This window comes from Gilliamella sp. ESL0250, assembly GCF_013345045.1.
In the GTDB taxonomy this organism is placed as follows: Bacteria; Pseudomonadota; Gammaproteobacteria; order Enterobacterales; family Orbaceae; genus Gilliamella; species Gilliamella apicola_H.
In genome coordinates, this window is record NZ_JAAEDV010000009.1 from 43,405 (window position 1) to 65,908 (window position 22,504).

At 34.8% G+C, this 22,504-nt stretch carries 14 protein-coding genes; 5 read left to right on the forward strand and 9 right to left on the reverse strand.

Annotated elements, in window-relative coordinates:
- Positions 1-51: 51 nt before the first annotated feature.
- The 4 genes from GYY69_RS08135 to rnm all read right to left on the reverse strand — a co-directional run bounded on the left by GYY69_RS08135 (position 52) and on the right by rnm (position 5,043).
- Positions 52-1,440 carry a hypothetical protein gene (locus tag GYY69_RS08135; RefSeq protein WP_174797225.1) on the reverse strand — a complete coding sequence of 463 codons (1,389 nt, stop codon included), beginning with the start codon at positions 1,438-1,440 and terminating at the stop codon, positions 52-54.
- 907 nt (positions 1,441-2,347) lie between these two features.
- Positions 2,348-3,262 carry a 23S rRNA pseudouridine(2605) synthase RluB gene (rluB, locus tag GYY69_RS08140; protein ID WP_174797286.1) on the reverse strand — a complete coding sequence of 305 codons (915 nt, stop codon included), beginning with the start codon at positions 3,260-3,262 and terminating at the stop codon, positions 2,348-2,350.
- Between the two features lie 171 nt (positions 3,263-3,433).
- On the reverse strand, positions 3,434-4,054 hold the full coding sequence (locus tag GYY69_RS08145) for an L-threonylcarbamoyladenylate synthase (RefSeq protein WP_174797226.1): 621 nt from the start codon (positions 4,052-4,054) through the stop codon (positions 3,434-3,436).
- Positions 4,055-4,158: 104 nt separating this feature from the next.
- The gene (rnm, locus tag GYY69_RS08150) at positions 4,159-5,043 is read right to left on the reverse strand and encodes an RNase RNM (protein ID WP_174797227.1); all 885 of its coding nucleotides are present in this window, start codon (positions 5,041-5,043) and stop codon (positions 4,159-4,161) included.
- 19 nt (positions 5,044-5,062) lie between these two features.
- Here rnm and rraB point away from each other — a divergent pair, with 19 nt between their 5' ends.
- The gene (rraB, locus tag GYY69_RS08155) at positions 5,063-5,458 is read left to right on the forward strand and encodes a ribonuclease E inhibitor RraB (RefSeq protein WP_174797228.1); all 396 of its coding nucleotides are present in this window, start codon (positions 5,063-5,065) and stop codon (positions 5,456-5,458) included.
- Between the two features lie 74 nt (positions 5,459-5,532).
- Here rraB and GYY69_RS08160 read toward each other — a convergent pair whose 3' ends face one another.
- From GYY69_RS08160 to prfA, 5 genes are all read right to left on the reverse strand, one after another.
- Positions 5,533-8,223: a beta-N-acetylhexosaminidase gene (locus tag GYY69_RS08160; RefSeq protein ID WP_446718894.1), complete on the reverse strand. Its 2,691-nt coding sequence runs from the start codon at positions 8,221-8,223 to the stop codon at positions 5,533-5,535.
- A gap of 6 nt (positions 8,224-8,229) precedes the next feature.
- Positions 8,230-9,648 carry an OprD family outer membrane porin gene (locus GYY69_RS08165; protein ID WP_174797230.1) on the reverse strand — a complete coding sequence of 473 codons (1,419 nt, stop codon included), beginning with the start codon at positions 9,646-9,648 and terminating at the stop codon, positions 8,230-8,232.
- A gap of 485 nt (positions 9,649-10,133) precedes the next feature.
- Positions 10,134-10,988 (reverse strand): 3-deoxy-8-phosphooctulonate synthase, encoded by an 855-nt coding sequence (kdsA, locus tag GYY69_RS08170; RefSeq protein WP_174797287.1) that lies wholly within the window; start codon positions 10,986-10,988, stop codon positions 10,134-10,136.
- Between the two features lie 20 nt (positions 10,989-11,008).
- Entirely contained in the window at positions 11,009-11,845 is an 837-nt protein-coding gene (gene prmC / locus GYY69_RS08175) for a peptide chain release factor N(5)-glutamine methyltransferase (RefSeq protein ID WP_174797231.1), read from the reverse strand.
- Entirely contained in the window at positions 11,842-12,927 is a 1,086-nt protein-coding gene (prfA, locus tag GYY69_RS08180) for a peptide chain release factor 1 (RefSeq protein WP_160431948.1), read from the reverse strand. The genes prmC and prfA overlap by 4 nt, the downstream gene beginning before the upstream one ends.
- 584 nt (positions 12,928-13,511) lie before the next feature.
- Between prfA and GYY69_RS08185 the strand changes: the two genes are divergently transcribed.
- Genes GYY69_RS08185 through GYY69_RS08200 form a run of 4 tightly spaced genes read left to right on the forward strand, consistent with a single transcriptional unit; the run spans position 13,512 to position 22,401 of the window.
- Positions 13,512-16,769: a helicase-related protein gene (locus GYY69_RS08185; RefSeq protein ID WP_174797232.1), complete on the forward strand. Its 3,258-nt coding sequence runs from the start codon at positions 13,512-13,514 to the stop codon at positions 16,767-16,769.
- A complete protein-coding gene (locus tag GYY69_RS08190; RefSeq protein WP_174797233.1) occupies positions 16,769-17,374 on the forward strand; it encodes a DUF4391 domain-containing protein in 606 nt (201 codons plus the stop codon). The genes GYY69_RS08185 and GYY69_RS08190 overlap by 1 nt, the downstream gene beginning before the upstream one ends.
- Complete coding sequence (locus GYY69_RS08195; protein WP_174797234.1) at positions 17,375-19,288, forward strand: site-specific DNA-methyltransferase; 1,914 nt, start codon at positions 17,375-17,377, stop codon at positions 19,286-19,288. It abuts the gene before it with no gap.
- Positions 19,288-22,401, forward strand: coding sequence for a type III restriction-modification system endonuclease (locus GYY69_RS08200; protein WP_174797235.1), 3,114 nt, complete (start codon positions 19,288-19,290; stop codon positions 22,399-22,401). The genes GYY69_RS08195 and GYY69_RS08200 overlap by 1 nt, the downstream gene beginning before the upstream one ends.
- The last annotated feature ends 103 nt before the right edge of the window (positions 22,402-22,504 follow it).

Consider the following 22,504-nt stretch of genomic DNA (forward strand, 5'->3'; position numbering starts at 1 on the left):
TGATGAGATTAGATTATCTTTTGTAAAAATTAAAATATAAACTTCAATTAGTTACAAATATGAAAGATCTCTAATAATATCGTCAAACCGTGATTTTAGTTCGGTTAATTGCTGTTCTTTTGCTGCTTGAAGCAAGCTATCTTTAGTTTTCAACACTCCTTCACTGTGGTTACGCAAATTAGAGGGCACATTACCAGAATAGATATAATCATGTTTTGCCGATGTTTGAACAATGTCAAATTTTTTACTGTAACTATAGACGCCATGAACCTCAATTTCAGTGGTCAAGGTTAATTTATTACTATGCGTCACCGTTTTTAAATTAAATTGCTGATCTTTGTAGGTTTTAACTTGCTTTTTATTGCCGTTTTCGTCAGACACTTCAACAAATTTATCAAAGACTTGTTCGGTTTTGGTTTCATTGTTAACAGACTCCCCAAGATCAGAAAATTCAACGTTTGTCGTAATTCGGATTGTGACATCTGCCTGACTTGGTTGATAAGCAATGAATTCTATAAAGTCCTTACTTAATATATCTAATACAAAAGATTTTAATTCTAAAGAATTATAATAAACTTTAATTTTTCCTTTTTTTGTATAATTATTTGCTTGTGAATCTGCATCGCGAAAAGATCCGTATTGACGATAAGCAGAAGCAGCCGAGGCATAATATTTAGCAATTTCACGAAATTGATAACGATGCGTTGCAGTCTTTTCTAGTTGTTGTGCTTGTTCATAAGCATTTTCTGCTTGTTGAGTACAGTATTTTCTATCATTATCAATAGAAAGTTTATCACTATCTTTGTACTTGCCAAGCGGTTTATATACCTCCGAAGCATTACTAAATGCATCCGCAGCAGCTTTATAATTACCTTGCTGTTCGAACATTTTTCCTTGATCATAATACTCTTTAGCCGCAAGTTGCATATATTTTTTATTGGCATTTTTGTACAAGCTTTCAATATTTTTATAGTTATATTGCTCAAGCCCTTTTCCATATAAATCGGCTCTTATTCTGTAACTTTCACTATCGGTGCCAGTAATTGAATTGCCATAATTATAGTACTCTTTAGCAATAGTCTGTTGTAATTGAGTCACGTCATATTTGTTATCGAAAAAGCTGATTTCTTGGCTATAAAAACGATCAGTTAATCGCATTTTCATAGCTAATAGGTTTTCGTAACATTTTATTCGCGTGGCATAATCCAAGTTATTGGTGTTTAAAAGGCTTGTTTCGTAATGTTGCATGACATTACTGACTATATTTTGCAGTCGTTGTATATCTTGTTTTCCAAATTCTGCAGGACCTTTGTCCTCAATACTATCACCCAATAGGTTGATACTTTCTAAATATTTTCCTTCTTTATAAGCATCTTCTGCTGTACGTGTATGGCAAGCAGTTAATAAAAACATAAAAAAAACAGCTATGATTATACGCATAATTTTCCTTTCAATTTATTTTATTTTTGTGCTCGTTCATCTATTTATTATGATGAAAACTGTTTTAATTGAGCTTAATTAATAAGCTGGTTGATGAGTTTATTATAAATTTGCTCTAATTTATTAACTTTTTTTGCTAAAGTTGAGCCACAAATTAATCATCTTTAAAACAAACTAACGCCATATCACAGACAAGCGATATGACATTGATATCATAAAGAAGAATCACTGTCACCTATTTGGCTAAACGCTTTTTAGATTAGATTTTTTGTAAAAAATATTCAGGATTCTATACCGTTTCATCATTAAATTTGTAGTCACTAAGGGTTAAAACGTGTGATAACCATCATATCAATCAAATATTCAAAAACCTATCTGCTCACAAACAAATAAGAAAACCAAAAACGATAGGGGCTTTAATGAAGATGTGATGTTCACTTTAGGTTAGATTTTTTGTAAAAAATATTCAGGATTCTATACCGTTTCGTCATTAATTGAGAATTGGTAGTGACTATGGGGTAAAACGCGTAATAAACAACATATCAATCGAATATTCAAAAACCTATCTGCTCACAAACAAATAAGAAAACTAAAAACGATAGGGGCTTTAAAGAAGATGTAATATTCACTTTTAGGTTAGATTTTTTGTAAAAAATATTCAGGATTCTATACCGTTTCGTCATTAATTGAGAATTTGCAGCCACTATAGGCTAAAACGTGTAATAAACAACGTATCAATTAAGCATTCAAAAAATCCGCTTGCCAACAAAAGTATAAGCAATTTTTTTACTTTTATAATAAGATTAAACCACATAAAGCGATTTTGGGTAAAAACGCCTTATGAGTTTTTAGCAAATTATTTTAATCTTGATGTATAAACCACTCGGCGTTTTCCTATCTATAAAGATTATTTTCGGGTTGCTTTTTGGGTTACTTTTTGACGAGTAGTTTTAGTCTGTTGATTAAATTTTACGCGCTTAGGTCTTGCTATTCGTTTGTCAGAGGATGAACTTGTTGTAAAGCTTTTGGCTTCTGGTGGTAAACCGACTAGTTCACGTAAGTAATTGACTGAGTCAATACCCAGTTCCATCCAAGTTCCACGCGATAATCCTTTAGGTAAAGTGATATTGCCATAACGAATACGCAATAATCGGCTAACTTGCACCTCGATAGCTTCCCACATACGGCGCACTTCGCGATTACGTCCTTCAGTTATCACAACATTAAACCATTGGTTAAGCCCATCGCCACCTTGTGCTTTTATTGATTGAAATGAGGCTGGACCATCTTCTAGTTGTATTCCTTTACGAAGTTGATTAATCTGCTGATCAGTCACATTACCAAATACACGCACAGCATATTCGCGCTCAATTTCGTGCCTTGGATGCATTAAGCGATTAGCTAATTCACCATCTGTTGTAAATAATAATAAACCCGATGTATTAATATCAAGTCTACCAATATTGACCCAACGAGCATTTTTTAGCCTAGGCAAACGTTCAAAAACAGTGGCCCGACCTTGTGGATCATGACGTGAGCAAATTTCGCCTTCTGGTTTGTAATAAGCGAGCACGCGACAAATTTCTTTTTCTTTGCTTCTAAGCTGAACCAAGTGCCCGTTGATACGTATTTTAGGGTTTGCATTCACATCAACGCGATCACCTAAAGTGGCAATTTTACCATCCACACTGATTTTACCGGCTATAATCATGGCTTCAATTTCGCGGCGTGATCCATTACCTAAATTGGCCAATACTTTTTGTAGTTTTTCAGTATTATCATGTGCCGATGTCTTGCGAGTCACAGTTGGTGCACTTGACATTTTCGTTTTTCCATAAGATTGGCTTTCTTTAGCTTTAAGACTATTTATCTTTTTGCCTCGTTGTGGCAATGCAGATTTGCTATTTTTCATATTATCCTCGCTGTTACCTTCTCAGGTATCATTTTTTCTATTCACTTTATTGTCTGAATGTTGACAATAAAAAACGGTCATTTATTCGAATGGTTTAGTGTCTCCACTTCCTTGACGAATAATTTCTGGATAGTCATTTGTTAAATCAATTACGGTGGTGGGTTGCTCACCTATATAGCCTCCGTGCACAATCGCATCAAGCTGATGACCAATTTTATCTTCTATTTGGTCGGGATCGGATTGCGCTTGATCATCATTAGGTAAAATTAACGTTGCGGTCATTAATGGTTGCCCTAATAATTCAAGTAACGCTAAATCAATTTTATTATCTGGAATACGTAGCCCAATGGTTTTACGTTTTTCGTTCATTAATCGACGGGGTACGTCTTTACTGGCTTGTAAAATAAACACATATTTGCCCGGTGTATTATTTTTTAATAATCGAAAAGTCGTGTTATTAACAAAAGCATAGCAAGATAGCTCTGAAAGATCACGGCACATTAAAGTAAAGTTGTGATTTTTATCCAGCTGACGAATTTGGCAGATGCGATCAACGCCATGTTTGTTATCCAGTAAGCAACCCAAAGAATACCCAGAATCAGTCGGAAAAGCGATAACGCCACCGTCATTTAATATTTTAACAACTTGATCTAATAATCGCGTTTGAGGATTATCTGGGTGGATATAAAAAGTTTGGCTCATAATTTTCTTCTATAATTAATCGTTAATCTATTTTTCAGTATTGAGTTCAATGCCGTCAATATTTTGATGAAACGTAAATATAAAATCATTTAATCTTAATTTAATTAGTATTGCCAATTATGCCAAATTGGCGTGACACTACTTGGCAATGGCGTTGTTTTGCCTAAATCCAAATAATTAACTAAATCATGAAAATCTGAACCTTGCGATGCTAACATGTCAAATTCATTGGCTAATTTAGCTAATCGATATAAATCATCTTGCGTTTGCCTGCTTTGCGAGACCTCAATTGCATCACCACCACAAGCTTTAAATTCACTCAGCAATAATTTTAATTTTGTTAAGGTTAGATCATAACGACTTGGATGTGCAAGCACCGCTTGTCCGCCGGCCATGTGAATGGCATTAACCGCATCAGCAATGCTGCACCATGTTGCAGGCACATAAGCATACCCACCTTTACCTAGGTACTTTTTAAATGCGCGTTTGATGTCCTTAACATAGCCGTTAGCGACTAAAAATCTTGCAAAATGGGCACGCGAAACAATGTCACCTTTCGCAAATTGTTGTGCTTGTTGATAAGCATTTTCAATACTAACCTTTGCCAATTTTTGGCTTATTGCCAACGCTCGATTAATGCGGCCTTGCTCTTGTGATGATAATAGTGTCAATAATTGAGGATGCTCAATATCAATATTTAATCCCACAATATGGATTTCGTTATTCTTCCAAGCCGTAGATATTTCAACACCACAAACTAATTTAACAGGCAAATTTTCATTAGCAATTGTTTGTTGAGCTTCAGGTAAACCTTTAACGGTGTCATGATCGGTAATAGCCAAAATAGCAATTTGGTTATCCACCGCTCTTTTGACAAGATCGCTGGGCGTTAACACACCATCTGATGCTGTAGTATGAGAATGTAAATCAACAATCACTTTTTTCTCGAAAATTATTTTGAAACGTGTAATATACCACACAATTTGCATGACCACTAAAAGGTATATTATGAAAGATCAAATTATTCTTGCTCAGCAAGATACTAACGCTATTATTGAAGAACTGTTAGAAGATGGTAGCGATCCTCATGCGCTTTATATTATTGAACACCATGTTTCATCACAAAATTTTGATAAATTAGAAAAAGTAGCAGTAGAAGCTTATAAGTTAGGTTATGAAGCAACCGATCCCGATGAAGATGTCGATGATGCGGGCAACGTTATTATCGCTTTTGATATCGTTGCTGAAAGTCCGCTTAACGCTGAATTAATTAATGCGCAAATTGCCGAAATCATCACTCTTACCGCCCAATTGGGCGTCAACTATGATGGTTGGGGCACTTATTTTGAAGATGGAAGTGATGACGATTTTGATGATAGTGAACTTATGGAAACACTTCATTAAATATTATCAACACTCTTTTACTCTTCCTATTCTTATCCGTTATTTAACGGATAAGAATATTGAGTTAATCTAATCTATTGCAATTCTTCTATACGGCTTGTTCTTTTGTGATTTGGCGATACGCTACGAACAGAGACTGTTTCGCCTTTTCTAATGCCTACTGGTTCAGTGTAGCGATGCCAAGTTTTACCTTGATTGGTTGAATATTCAATGGTTAAACCAGGAAACACAATATTTGCTACTAATTGACCGTTTTCAATTTTAGCACCTGGAACAGGCAAACGATAATCTATACTAGCTAAATCCAATTTTTGCAGTTCACGCTGCCCAACTAAATTGGCAAAGCGAATCCAATCATTAAGTAATTGTTGTTGATCAACATAATGCGTTGTTCCCTGAGCAAATTGACGATCTTTTTGGTAGTCAATTTCCCAATCGGCCTGATGCCAAGCTCTTTCAGCGACGGCCAACAAACGTGGAAATGTCATGTATTCCATTTTTTTATCTGTCCGAATATCTTCAGTCCAAATCTGAGCAGATATGCCATAAGCGCCAGACCAATTCATTGTCCCTTTAGCCGTAAATGGATTACCATCGCGATCAACAGAAGTTTCTGCATTTTGTGGCAAATTATTTGGTGCGAAACTAAATATTTTACGTTCATCATTAAAACGGGTTGCCCAATAATAACCACTCTCTTTTGGATTGACTTCATATGGCATATCTAAATAAACATAATCAGGATTAGAAATGATCACTTGATAACCTTTATTGTTCCACTCATTTACAGAGTCAAAACCGCCCCAATATAATGTGTCCCAAAAGTTAACTGTCACTTTATCAACCGCAAAAGATTTTGCATTATCAGCATATTTCATGCCATCTTGCCATGCTTGCATATGGTTAATGCCATGAGATTTTATTATCGTACTGACTTGTTGTGCAAAATAACTAGGTAAATGTTCAATATCTTTTACCTTTCCTTTTGACACAAAGGTTTGGCAGGCTTGAGATTTTGCCCATGGATGATCTTCTATGCTTTGATCTATCGTTCCTTTAGCATCAGTTTTATCTTTTGCTTGTAGATCTTGATAACCTGCACCTAAACGAATATTTTTAGCTTCATCACCACCAAAATGCCAAGTGTGAAGTGGTTGACCTGCCTCAATATGCATTTTAGTTATTTCATCAATGATTTTATTGACAAAACGTTTAGATGAATCGAGGCAAGGATTTAAATAACTTAAACGATTATAAAATTGTACTGTTGTGGTATTAGAAGTATCGGTTGGATCAACTAGTCGAAACTCATTAGCTTGCGCCTCTTTTCCTTCTGCCATTAAACGTTTATAGCGCGCTTCCATTGACACAATTGCGGCTCTAGCATGAGCTGGCATATCAATTTCAGGAATAACCTCGATAAAGCGTGCTTTAGCATATTTGACAATATCAATATAGTCTTGACGAGTTAAAAATCCCGATCCTGTCGTATTACTTTCGGGACCCGAACCTAATTGCGGTAATAAACAACTTTGCTCAGTAAGATCATGGCAACGTTTGCTGCCAATATCGGTTAGTTCAGGTAGGTCTGGAATTTCAATTCGCCACCCTTCGTCATCACTGAGGTGAAAATGAAACTTATTTAGTTTATATTTTGCCATTTGGTCCAATAAGCGCATTATGGATGCTTTAGATTTAAAATTACGACCAATATCGAGCATAATACCGCGATAAGCAAAACGTGGGGAATCAAATACATTTAGTGTTGGGATTGTTTTAAGTTCGTTTACGGGAATCAATGATAAGATGGATTGTACAGCATAAAAAATACCGCTTTCGTCGTAAGCTGTTATTAAAGCCTCATCTTTTTTAATATCTAATTGATACTCCCCCGATTGCCCTTGTTTGAATTGTTTAGGAGCAATTGTCGCTTTTATTTTATAACCATTTTGAGTAACGGGAATACCTAATGTGTTAAACGCCGTGTTTAAAATTGTTAAGCTTTCTTGATTTAAGTCATTAAGTATTAGATTCACTCCTTGCTGACCAATTGTTATATCTTCTTTTCCTAATGTCATTTTTGCAGGTGTTGGCAAAATTTGCCCTCGGAGTGATTCAGCCGATAATTTCTTAATATCCGAATTATATTGGAAACGAGTATTAGGCGTCATTAATGTATTGTGATCATCGGCTGTCCTTTTCCAGTTTTGTTGAATTGGTGCAACAAAAGCCGATAAATTGTCAGTCCCCGTGTTAGTATTAGCAATGATCTTTGGTTTAGCATTACTTGATGTGATATACCAACGAGGCATTAAATCACTTTCACTTACCATCCAATATTCACCAATTATGGGAATATTGATGGTTGAATGAGCGGGGATCGAGGTGAATTTTTCTGTTGGTTCGATTTTATGAAGATCGCCAGTAATGTGGGTTATTTTGAACTGTTCATTATTTACCGCTAAAATCATACGGATATTATTAAAATAAATAGCCCAATCCTTATCCTTGATTACCGAACCATTATTCTTTAGCGAAATCTGCACCTTGTTACAAGCAGCCCAATCAGCACCTAAAGCTGAACAATTTTCACCATGTGCCCCAGCTTGATTGTCTATTACCTCATATTTAACATTGAGTTGTGAACTCATTGAGTCAACAATTTGTTGCGAAGCAAAAACAGATTGGCTTGCTCCCATACTTAATAAAGAAGCAATTGAAGTGGCTAATATTGCTGTTTTTATCTTTTTTATCTTTTTCATCATTTTTACCTATTTTTGTTGAGCACTAAAAACAGTGAATGGAATTGTGACAATAAATTTGATATCGCGCTCATCTTGAAAGATATTGCCATATCCACCGCCCCAGCTTGGTATGCTATTTGAGTGATTGTTATATTTTGTGTAGTGCAATTGAAAAGCCGTATCTTTTGCCCAACTTTCTTGCACGGTATACCCTAAATCAAAGTTATATGCTGATTCAATCAAACGTTGTTTTTGATTGAATTGTCGATTAGTGCTTGGTTTTGCGTTCCATCCATAAGCATAAGAAGCGCCAGTTTTCCAACCTGCTAAAGAGTAAGATAAATTACTTAAATCATAAGTTATTTCAGCAAACAGGGCTTTTTCACCATTAGCATTAAAGTCGGAACGCGAATTCCACCAAACATCTAAACGACCATTTGATGAAGCATAATCAGGTGTCATTCGTTGCAAAAAGAATCCTTGCTCTCCATTAGCTTTAACCGCAACACCTTCCAGTCGCAGACCAATTGGACCAACTTGATAACCTAATGTTGCCGCTTGTAGCCATGCTAAGCCATCGTAAACATCTTTGCCTTGATGGGATTGATCTTTGGCGCCATAAAATTGGTAACTCATGGTCAGCGGGCTATCAAACACTTCTGTTCTATAAGATACTTTGCCAAAAAATTGGTTCATATAATTGTGCGCTTGGCCAAATGCACTTTCTAATACTAAATTATTTTTGAAGTCATACTTCAAGCCAGCAGAATGTAAATAATCAATTTTTTTACCCGCGCCCCATTGTTTGAATTCATAGAGCCTTTTATACCATGGCGCTTTATATTTATCTGTCCACATGTATGACATTGATAATGCACCGGCTGTATCAAAATCAAGGGTTGAACCCAATTCAAATCCACGATAAGTACCCGGTAATAAGCTCCAGTGTGGTGCCAGCAACGTTTGTCCTGAAGGTTGAATATAACCTGCTTTCAGCCAAAATAACTCATCAATTTTAAAATTCGCTTGTGCTTTATAAAAACTAAGCCCACTGACGTCTTTCTTCCAATCTTCATCCCAACGAGTTTTTGCACCACTAAATCCAATTTCATTTGGATGACCATTGCCACCATTACTCACTTCCCATGCGCCATAACCGCCTAGCTCGATAGCAAATCTATTGGCAATATACCCAGAACGAAAGTCCAAATTACTATTAAAGGTTGATTGCCTTATATTGCTTTTATATTTATCAGTTTCGATATCTTTACGATCACGATCGCGATTCCAAAAAAAGATATTACCAGTTAATGAAGAATCTTCAATAAAGTCATTTACACCCGATGCATAAACAGGGATTGCACTGGTTAAAATAGATAAGGACAAAATCAGTTTAGTTAAAGGATTAAATGGTCGAGGTATTATTTGTGCATTATAGGTATTCATCTTTATTTTCCTAAAATTATTCTGTTTAATTAATAATGAAATTCATCAAGCTCTTACTTACATGAGCAAGCTAAACAACAGATTAATATTTTTCTTAGAATTCGAAAGACACTTTATTTTCATTAGCGTATACAAATCAGTGTAGCCTAATAAAAACTTCATCAATGGCGATATTGACTTGAAATACGCAGTTTTATAATGCATAAACATATTTTATCTAGCAAATTAAACAATCTAAAATCGTGATCTAAGTCACCAAAACAGCCATTATTTATACGATTTTTTAGATAAAAATCACAACTTTTTTTATTATGAAAAATAAAAAATATCAGATTCTGTGTTTAAAACACTAGCGAATATTGATGTTAACTTATAAAAACAAGAATGGAGGTAAATAGGATAAATAAGACGAAGAAAGCAATAAGGTAAAAAAAGAGGAATCACTCGGATTCCTCTTTTTATTGGCATAAAAAAATATGTTACTTTTAATTTTCAGTATCAATTTCATCAAAGCTTTTTACTAGCTCATCAATCGCTTTCATCTGTTTTAAGAAAGGTTCAAGTTTATCGAGTGGTAACGCTGATGGGCCATCGCATTTTGCATGGATCGGATCGGGATGTGATTCTAAAAATAATCCAGCTATACCAACAGCCATACCTGAACGCGCAAGCTCAGTGACTTGACCACGACGCCCGCTAGATGCTGCGCCCATTGGATCACGACACTGCAAGGCATGAGTAACATCAAAAATAACGGGTGAACCTTTGCTGGCTTTTTTCATAATGTTAAAACCTAGCATATCCACCACTAAATTATCATAACCAAAACAACTACCCCGATCACAAAGGATAATTTGATCATTGCCTGCTTCTTCAAATTTTTCAACGATATTTCCCATTTGTCCAGGACTGACAAATTGCGGTTTTTTGACATTAATTACTGCACCTGTTTTCGCCATTGCAACAACGAGATCCGTTTGCCTTGCTAAAAAGGCCGGTAATTGAATCACATCAACCACATCAGCAACGGGTTGACATTGCGCTTCGGTATGGACATCGGTAATAATTTTAATGCCAAACTGTTGTTTAAGCTCTTGGAAGATTTTAAGCCCTTCTTCTAAGCCAGGTCCACGATAAGAATGGATTGATGAGCGATTCGCTTTATCGAAAGACGCTTTAAAAATATAAGGGATATTTAGTTTATTAGTGATGGTAACATAATGTTCACAAATTCTCATTGCCAAATCGCGAGATTCAAGTACATTCATACCACCAAATAGTACAAAAGGTAGATCATTGGCGACAGTAATATCACCAACGTTTACTTTTTTTTGCTGCATCATAAATAAAATTTTCCTAGTTAAGGTTTGAACCAGCGACCAAGTGTGACTCGATCATTACCACTGTAGTCGGTGAAAGTTTCAACTAATTGAAATCCGTGTTGTTTAAAAATGGTTTGCACTGCTTCACCTTGTTTCCAACCATGTTCTATCAGTAACCAACCATATTGGTTTAAATGCTTAGTTGCACCTTTTACAATTAGTTTAATATCAGCTAAACCATCATCTTCAGAAATTAGCGCACTTCTTGGTTCATAACGCACATCACCTTGTGATAAGTGAATATCGGTTGGCTCAATGTAAGGAGGATTACTGACAATCATTGAAAACTTGCGGTTTTTGATTGGTTTATACCAATCTCCTTGTAAAAAATAGACATTATTTACCCCAATTTGGGTTGCATTTTGTTGAGCTAAAATTAGCGCATCTTTATTTTTTTCAATTGCGGTAAATAAACAGTCTTGGCGCTCAGTTGCCATAGCAATAACTATTGCACCAGTACCCGTACCAAGATCCAACACTTCGCATGGCACTTTAGGTAGATACTCTAAACCTAATTCAACTAATTTTTCGGTATCAGGTCTCGGTATTAACGTGGCATTAGAAACATTAAATTTCAAAGACCAAAATTCTTTTTCGCCAGTAATATAAGCGATAGGTTCACCGTTTTGCCTGCGTTTTAAACATTCAGATAAAGCTATTAATTCATCATCAGTAAGTAATGTTTCACTAAACGCCATTAAAAATGTTCGCGTTTTGTGAGTCACATAACTTAATAAAATTTCGGCATCACGCTTTGGGCTTTCACTATCAGTCAATGTTTGAGATGCGCACTTAAGCCATTGTAAATAAGTCATTCATCTTGTTCCGATAAAGCGGCCAGTTGATCTGCTTGATATTCTTGTACAATTGGATCGATTAGCATCTCTAATTTCCCCGCCATCACTTCGTCTAAACGATAAAGTGTTAGGTTGATTCGATGATCAGTAACTCGACCTTGTGGATAGTTATATGTTCTAATTCTATCTGAACGATCACCCGAACCTAATAAATTACGTCTTGTCGAGGCTTCTTCTTGTTGACGCTTGCGTAGTTCCGCATCTTGAATGCGCGCAGCCAATACTGACATAGCTTTGGCTCTATTTTTATGTTGTGAGCGCTCATCTTGACACTCAACCACAATACCTGTTGGTAGATGGGTAATACGAATGGCCGAATCGGTAGTATTAACATGCTGACCACCGGCACCAGATGAACGATAAGTATCAATTTTTAAATCAGCAGGATTAATTTCGGGCATTTCAGCTTCAGGCACTTCGGGCAAAACAGCGACGGTACAAGCTGAAGTATGAATACGACCTTGCGATTCCGTTTCTGGCACACGTTGAACACGATGTCCTCCCGATTCAAACTTCAAATGACCATAAACACCATCACCACTCACTAACATAATAACTTCTTTATAGCCACCATGCTCACCATCACTTGCACTCATAATTTCAACGCGCCAATTGCGTGATTCAGCATAACGTGTATACATTCGGGCTAAGTCACCAGCAAAAATAGCGGCTTCATCGCCACCCGTTCCCGCTCTCACTTCGACAAAACAGTTATATTCGTCATTAGGATCTTTAGGAAGTAATAGCACTTGTAATTGCTTTTCTTGCTCTTCAATTCGACTTAATGCTTCGTTTAATTCCTCTTGCGCCATTTCGCTCATTTCAGGATCGGATAGCATCATTTTAGCTGTCTCAATATCCTCTTGTGTTTGCTTCCAATCAGAAAAACACTTAACCACTCCAGTTAACTGTGAATATTCTTTAGAAAGTGTGCGAAAACGATTTTGATCGGCAATAACCGAAGCATCAGACAACAATGCTTGAACTTCTTCATAACGCTCTTGTAGCGTTTCTAACTTACTGATAATTGAAGATTTCATAAAAATATATTTTAAATGATAGAAATTAATTAAATTTGTGGGGCATTATATACTCAATCGGCTTTAAAATACAGTTTGAGCTAGTTATCAAGTATATATCGCATCATTACATAAACAATATATAGCAAATCGATTGAATAAATAAAATATTATATGTAAATAGTCAATATATTAGAAACTTAATATTAGGTTATTTGTTGCTCTATCATTTTTTCATATTTAAATTCTATTTTGATCATAAAAAATTTTCTACTTGTGAGTGTATTTTTTAGAAAGAATTAAAAGATAATTAATTATTATTTAAACTGAACACTAACTTTTTTTGACCATGAGATATTCGCTTATGATTTTTATTTATATCGGTAAATTTTTTCCAATTTTTAGCCACTATCAATAACCATACTTTTTAGTAAAAAGTAGCTAAAAACATTTCTAGACAATAATTTACATTTTTACAATAATAAAAACATCACAATAAATTGCGCTGTAGTTAATCACCAATGACAACACTTTTTTGTAGAAGCCAATTTAAAATTAAGAAAAGTTAGCATTAGTACAGATAATATCGCAGAGAAAATAAAACAATGGCAATCATAGATAACATAACAAAAACACTCCAAGAAGATTTATCAAGCGAAATAAAGCAAGGGAGTAAATTAGCAATCGTTGCCGCATGCTTTTCGTTTTTTGCGTTTGAAAAACTTAAAAAAGAGCTGAAAAATATAGATGAACTCCGTTTTATCTTTACTTCACCAACCTTTATAACCGAGCAAACCCCAAAAGCACAAAGAGAATTTTACATTCCACGCCTTAATCGAGAACGTAGTCTTTATGGTACCGAATTTGAAATTAAACTTCGCAATGAACTAACACAAAAAGCGATTGCTAAAGAGTGTGCTGATTGGATTAGACAGAAGGTCACATTTAAATCCAACATCACTAATGAAAATATGGCTGGATTCATACATGTAGATGATAATGCTTATATACCAATTAATGGATTTACAACTATTGATCTAGGTTGTGAACGGGGAAACAATGCTTACAACATGGTACAAAAGATTCCTTCTCCAGATTCAATTAAATTTCTTTCCATTTTTAATGAGCTTTGGCAAGATAAAACTAAACTTCAGGATGTAACCAATGTTGTTATCGACAATATTGCCAGTGCCTACAATGAAAATTCACCTGAGTTTATCTATTTTGTTATCCTCTATAATATTTTTAATGAATTTCTTGAAGATATTTCAGAAGATGTATTGCCCAACGAAGCTACTGGATTTAAAAATAGCAAAATCTGGAATATGCTATTCAACTTTCAAAAAGATGCGGCCTTAGCAATCATCAATAAACTTGAAAAATATAATGGCTGTATTTTAGCTGACAGTGTTGGGCTGGGTAAAACATTTACTGCTTTATCAGTAATTAAATATTATGAAAACCGAAATAAGTCTGTGCTCGTTTTATGCCCTAAAAAACTGAACAATAACTGGAACACTTACAAAGCAAATTACATTAATAACCCCATCGCTGAAGATCGATTACGATATGATGTGCTTTTCCATACTGATCTTAATCGCTCTTGTGGTAAATCAAATGGTATAGATTTAGATCGAATTCATTGGAATAATTACGACCTTGTAGTGATTGATGAATCACATAATTTCCGTAATGGTGGCCGATTATCTGGCAAAGACAACGAAAAAGAAAATCGATACCTAAAACTACTTAATCAAGTGCTCCGAAAAGGGGTCAAAACTAAAGTATTGATGCTTTCCGCAACACCTGTTAATAATCGTTTCAATGATTTAAAAAATCAATTAGCCCTTGCTTACGAAGGAAAAACCAGTCATATTGATGAAAATCTCAATACTCATCGTTCATTGGATGAGATTTTTAAGAATGCACAAAAAGCATTTAACATTTGGAGTAAACAAGATACAACCGAAAGAACAACAGAAAACCTATTACGGATGTTGGATTTTGACTTTTTCGAAGTATTGGATTCTGTTACGATTGCTCGTTCACGCAAACACATTCAAAAATATTACGATACCGCCGATATAGGTACTTTTCCAACCAGACTCAAGCCTATTTCAGTAAGACCTAAACTAACGGATTTAGCTAATGCAATAAGTTATAACGAAATTTTCGAACAACTAATGCTACTGAATCTATCAATTTATACCCCTACCCACTTTATCTTACCAAGCAAAATGGAAAAGTATGCAGAAATATATGAGGACAACACAATCAATGTAGGATTTACCCAAGCCAATCGAGAACAAGGGATTCGTCGTTTAATGGCAATCAACTTGATGAAACGACTGGAAAGCTCGGTATTCTCATTTAATCATACATTAGAACGTATAAAAAACTTTATTCAGCAAACAATAGCTACTATTGAATCTTATAATCAAAGTGTAAAAAAAGAAATTGAGCTTACCGATATTACTAATTTCAATGATCTTGATGAAGATGAACAAAATAATGATCAGTTATTTACATTTGGCAAAAAAGTAAAAATTGCCTTAGCCGATATGGATTATCTTTCATGGAAACACTATCTCACTAAAGATTATGAAATCTTATCATTATTAACTCATATGATAAGTGATATCACCGCAAAACATGATATTAAATTACAAAATTTACTTACTATTATTAAAAATAAACAACTAAACCCCATTAATAACAATAATAAAAAAGTGATTATATTTACCGCTTTTGCCGATACAGCAAGTTATTTGTTTGATCACGTTAGCCAGTATGTAAAAAATCACTTTTCCCTACATACCGCAATGATAACAGGTTCAGTTGACGGAAGATCTACTGTACCTAAATTGCATTGTGATTTAAACACTGTTTTAACCTGCTTTTCACCCAAATCAAAAGATAAACACTTATTAATGCCAAATGACACTCATGAGATTGATATATTAATTGCAACCGATTGCATCTCTGAAGGGCAAAACTTACAAGATTGTGATTATTTAATTAATTACGATATACATTGGAATCCGGTACGAATCATTCAGCGGTTTGGACGTATTGATCGCATAGGCAGCAAAAATCAGTCGATTCAGCTAGTTAACTTTTGGCCTGATGTTACTTTAGATGAATATATTGATCTAAAAGCTAAAGTAGAAACTCGCATGAAAATTGTCGACATGACCGCAACGGGTGATGACAATATATTAAGTGAAGAGGAAAAATCCGATTTAGCCTATCGTAAAGCACAGCTCAAACGCTTACAAGATGAAGTGGTTGATATTGAAGATATCACTAATAGTATATCAATTATGGATTTAGGTTTAAATGAATTTAGACTTGATTTGCTGGAGTATATCAAAAACCATCCTGAGCTTGATAAAACACCGTATGGATTACATGCAGTTGTGCCAGCTTCACCAGATATACCCGCAGGAGTTATTTATATATTAAAAAATCGGGCAAACAGCATTAATATTAATAATCAAAATCGACTTCATCCATTTTACATGGTGTATGTAGCTAATAATGGCGAAGTTATTTGTGATCATTTATCACCAAAACAATTACTTGATAAAATACGCTTACTTTGCAAAGGCAAAACCGAACCCATTGCAAAATTGTATCAGCAATTTAACAAAATCACAGCCGATGGCAGTAATATGACTCATTTTTCACAACGACTTGGTGATGCCATAAATTCAATTATTGAAGTAAAAAAACACAGTGATATTGATAATTTTTTAAGCGGTAACTCAGTTAGTTTTGTTACCGATAGTATAAAAGGTCTAGATGACTTTGAATTAATCTGTTTTTTAGTTGTCAGTGAATCAGAAAATAAGGTAGCATAATGCTTGGTTTGCCCAAAACGACAGAAATAAATCACCAGTTAGCTAAAAAAACAATCTATGCAAAGTTTCAACTGAACAATGCTACGAAAGAAAAATTCGATGCGGATATAGCTAAAATTACCCTTGTTAACGAGGTTTCCGCAACAAAGATAAATCTCGCAGCAGGAAACAACATTAATGCTTTTTTTGTGGCATTGGTACAACTAAAAAAAATCAATTTTAATGAAACAAGCCTTATTTTATTATCTAAACTAATACCGCAAAATATACTATTTATTTTGCAATATGCTAAGCAGGCTAAATTGGCCGTTTTTCAACATAAATTGATACAAAGTGATTGGCAACCTAAAAAAGATCTAAAAATTGAATTAAAAGGGTTAAACCTTGATAATGTCTGGCGCAACATCATTCAACAAATCGGCAAATTCAATATTGAGCAAGGCAATAGCCTTGAGCAGCAAATTATTATTGCCGATAAAAGACAAAAACTGATTTTAAACATTGCTCGCCTTGAAAAGCAAGCAAGAAAAGAACTACAGCCTAAAAAAGCATTTGAATTGGTGCAAAAAATTAACCAATTGAAACAAGAATTAAAGGATTCTTAAATGGATAAATTAAAGATGCATTCACTCAATAAAGTGGATGAAAATATCAAAAAAATCGGTGCACAATTCCCGAACTGTATTACTGAACGCAAAAACCAACAGGGTGAAGTGGAATACGCCATCGATTTTGATTTGCTCAAGCAGGAACTCTCATCAGTGATTGTTGAAGGCCGAGAAGAACGTTACCAATTTACTTGGCCAGATAAAAAGAAATCGATTCTACTTGCTAATGCGCCCATTGCCAAAACCTTACGACCTTGCCGTGAAGAAAGTGTTGATTTTGATGATACCGAAAATTTATATATTGAGGGTGATAATCTTGAAGTACTAAAACTATTGCAGGAAACTTATCTTGGCAAAGTCAAAATGATCTATATCGACCCGCCTTATAATACTGGTAATGATTTTGTTTATGAAGATGATTTTGCGCAAAATACCTCTGAATACCTTGAAAACAGTGGGCAATTTGATGATGAAGGCAATCGGCTAATAAAAAATATGGAAACCAATGGTCGCTTTCATACCGATTGGCTGAATATGATTTATCCACGTTTAAAACTCGCCAGAGATCTATTAACTGATGATGGTGTGATTTTTATTAGTATTGATGATAATGAACAAGAAAATTTAAAGAAAATTTGTGATGAAGTTTTTGGTGCTAAAAATTTTGCGGCTTGCATTCCGTGGCAATCTCGTTTATCTATTCAAAATGATACTGATTTTAGTATAAATCATGAATATATTATAGTTTATGCTAAAAATCGTCGTTTTGAAAACAGGCGATTAAAAAGAAGTAATGAAACAACTTGGTATCAAAAAGATTCTTTTGTTTTCCGTCCACTTCCCTTAGATAAAAGTAAATTTGACAATCCTGACAATGATCCTCGTGGAATTTGGAAAGCAGATCCTTTTGATGCTCCTAATGTCCGTTCTAATCTTACTTACCCCGTAACTAACCCTAATACAGGAGAACAACATTTCCCCCCAAGTGGGAGATGTTGGAGAATTTCTCAAGAAAAATTTTCCAGCGCTTTAGCTGATGGTAGAATAATTTTTGGAATGAATGGAACTGGACGCCCACAAATGAAATCATTCTATGAAGAAAAAAAAGATTTTGGCTCAATTGATAACAGTTGGTTCTCTGGTGAAAAAATAGGTACAACAACTGTTGCGACAAAAGAGCTACAAAAATTATTTGGGAAAACACCTTTTGATACGCCTAAACCAACAAGTTTTTTGATGAAACTAATGATATTAGGCTTCATTGAAAATAACGATATCATCCTCGATTTCTTCTCAGGCTCAGCAACCACTGCCCATGCTGTTATGCAACTCAATGCAGAAGACGGCGGCAACCGCAAATTTATCATGGTGCAACTGCCAGAAACAACGGATGAGAAAAGCGAAGCTTACAAGGCTGGTTATAAAAATATCTGCGAAATAGGCAAAGAACGCATTCGCCGTGCAGGCAATAAGATTGCCCAAGAAAATCCACAGGCTAAATTTGATAAAGGCTTTCGCGTTTTAAAATGTGATAGCAGTAATATGAAAGAGGTTTATTACAACCCTGCTGAGTATAATACCGATCTTCTTGATGTGCTGATTGACAATATCAAAGCCGATAGAACGGCGGAAGATTTATTGTTCCAAGTTATGCTGGATTTGGGTGTATTACTTTCCAGTGATATTAAACAAACCACTATTGCCGGTAAAACCGTGTTTAACGTAGCAGATAACTTTTTAATGGCTTGCTTTGATACAGACATTAATGAAGAAGTCATCACGGCTATTGCCAAACAAAAACCTTACTATTTTGTTATGCGTGATAGCTCAATGGAAAATGATAGTGTTGCCACCAATTTTGAACAAATTTTTACTACCTACAGCCCTGAAACCAAGAGGAAGGTGTTGTAATGAAATTTAATTTTAAAATTCAGCAATATCAAACCGATGCTGTAAATGCTGTGGTTCAAGTGTTTAATGGGCAAGGTTATCAAAATAGCCTACATTATGTGCGTGATTTAGGCAATACACCTACTCAGGCAGAAATGAGTTATGACACTGATTCAAGTTATACATCAGATGATAACGCAATCGATATTGGTTTTAAAAATGAAATTATTTCGTTAACCGATAACCAATTACTCGCTAATATCAAAAAAATACAAAATATAAACAATATTAAACAGTCGGCTGATTTAATTAAAAACTTAGGTCGGTGTAGTCTTGATATTGAAATGGAAACGGGTACTGGTAAAACCTATGTTTACCTCAAAACCATGTTTGAACTGAACAAGCATTATGGCTGGAGCAAGTTTATTGTTGTGGTACCCTCTATTGCCATTCGAGAGGGAGTAAAAAAAACCTTTGAAATAACAACAGACCATTTTATGGAGCATTATGGTCAAAAGGCTCGCTTTTTTGTCTATGACAGTAAAAATTTAACTTTATTAGATAGTTTTGCTGCCAATTCGGGCATTAATGTTATGATCATTAACACCCAAGCTTTTGCGTCCTCGCTAAAAGAAGACGGCAAAAATAAAGAAGCACGAATTATTTACTCAAAACGCGATGAGTTTTCGTCGCGCCGGCCGATTGATGTTATAGCCGCCAATAATCCCATTATTATTTTGGATGAGCCCCAAAAAATGGGCGGCGAAGTCACGCAAAAAGCTTTAAAAAATTTTAATCCTTTATTTTCGTTAAATTATTCTGCCACCCATAAAAAACAAAATAATCTAATTTATGTTCTTGATGCACTTGATGCATACAATAAAAGACTGGTTAAAAAAATCGAAGTAAAGGGCTTTGAAGTTAAAAATCTAAGAGGTACTGATAGCTACTTGTATTTAGAACAAATCGTCTTATCCAGTAAAAAACCACCACTGGCAAATATTGAGCTAGAAATAAATCATAAGAATGGTATCAAACGTGAAATTCGCCATTTTACTGAGGGCGATAATCTTTATTCTGTTTCAAAACAGATGCAGCAATACAAGGGATATACGGTTTCTGAAATCAATCCACTGACTGGAATGGTCACTTTTACCAATGGTGTTTCCATTCATACTGGTGAAGTGATAGGTGATATTTCTGAAGAAAATATGCGCCGCATTCAAATTAGAGAAACCATATTATCCCACTTTGACAAAGAAGAAAAATTGTTCAATATGGGCGTTAAATCACTATCATTATTTTTTATTGATGAAGTAGCTAAATACCGCCAATATGATGAAAACAATAACGAAATATTGGGTGAATATGGCCAAATCTTTGAACAAGAATATCTAACGATTTTGCAACAATACTTAGACCAAGCCAGCAACACACCTTATCAACAATATTTAAAAACTAAGTGTAATGATGCAAGCCAAGTACATAAAGGCTACTTTAGCATTGATAAAAAAACTGGCAAAAGTATTGATAGCCAATTAAAACGCGGTAGCGAATCTTCAGATGATATTTCAGCCTACGACCTGATTCTTAAAAATAAAGAACAACTGTTAAGTTTTGATGAGCCCACGCGATTTATCTTTTCGCATTCAGCTCTGCGTGAAGGTTGGGATAATCCCAATGTTTTCCAGATTTGTACATTAAAACATTCCGATAACCAAACAGCCAAACGGCAAGAAGTCGGCCGCGGACTGCGTTTATGTGTTAATCAAGATGGTAATCGCATGGATATTGAAAGTTGCGGCGAACAAGTCCACGATATCAACATATTAACCGTTATCGCCAGTGAAAGTTATAGAAATTTTGTTAGTGCTCTTCAAGCCGATATCAAAACCGTTATTTATGATCGGCCAACTGTTGCCACTAGTGAGTACTTTTTCGGTAAATATGTAGAAGTTAATGGTGTATCGACCATTATCGATAAAGCAGCAGCTGATAAAATTGAATTTTATTTAATTAGTCATGGTTATGTTGATATCGAGCGTAAAATAACCGATAAATACCGCAACGATGTTTTAATGGACTCAGTGGCACCATTACCGGATGAATTACAACTAATGGGTGACGCAATTCATCGCTTAATTCAGGCTATTTACAATGATAGCCTTTTAGATTCCATGTTTAGCGATGGTCATGAAACAAAAATTAAAGATAATCCGCTTAATGATAATTTCGACAAAGCCGAATTCCAAGCATTATGGGAGCAAATTAATCAGCAATATGCCTATACTGTTGCCTTTGATAGCGATGAATTAATCAATAAAGCCATTGCTCATATCAACGATAAGTTATTTGTCTCACAGCTACAATACATTACGGCTATCGGTCAACTTAAAGAGCAGATAACGACACAAAGTATCTATCAAAATGATGCGTTTAAAACTCAAGAAACAAAGACTGCCACTTTGGAACATGCTTATTTTAAACCAATAAAATACGACCTGATTGGTCAGATTGCGCAAGAAACCACATTAACCCGCAAAACAGTAGTGGCCATATTAAAGGGGTTAGATACAAAAAAACTAGATATGTTCAAGGATAATCCAGAAGAATTTATTGCCAAAATTATTAAATTAATTAAAGAACAAAAAGCAACTACGATTGTAGAACATATTACATACAATAAAACTTCGGGCAAATATGACAGTACAATTTTCACTCAGGAAAAAAGTTCACAAAATTACGATAAAGCGTTTTTAGCGAAAAAAGCCATCCAAGATTATGTATTTACCGATGGCTTAGCCGAAAAAAGTATTGAACGCAAATTTGTTGAAGATCTTGATACGGCAGAAGAAGTGTGCGTATATGCAAAATTACCGAAAGGCTTTCATATTCCAACACCCGTTGGTAATTATTCACCCGATTGGGCAATTGCTTTTCATGTTGGGAAAGTAAAGCATATCTTTTTTATTGCCGAAACCAAAGGTACTATGGATAGTTTAAACTTAAGACCAATTGAACAAGCAAAAATTTCGTGCGCAAAAAAGCTTTTTAACGAATTTTCGACTAGTAAAGTAAAATACCATGATGTAGATAGCTATCAAAGCCTTATGAATATAATGAATTCATTATAAAATTACTTTCATTTAAAAATATAGTTATAGATAATTTATTTTTTACTGAAACGTATAGTTACCTGAAACTTTTTGACAAAAATTATCTTATAAAAAAATAAAA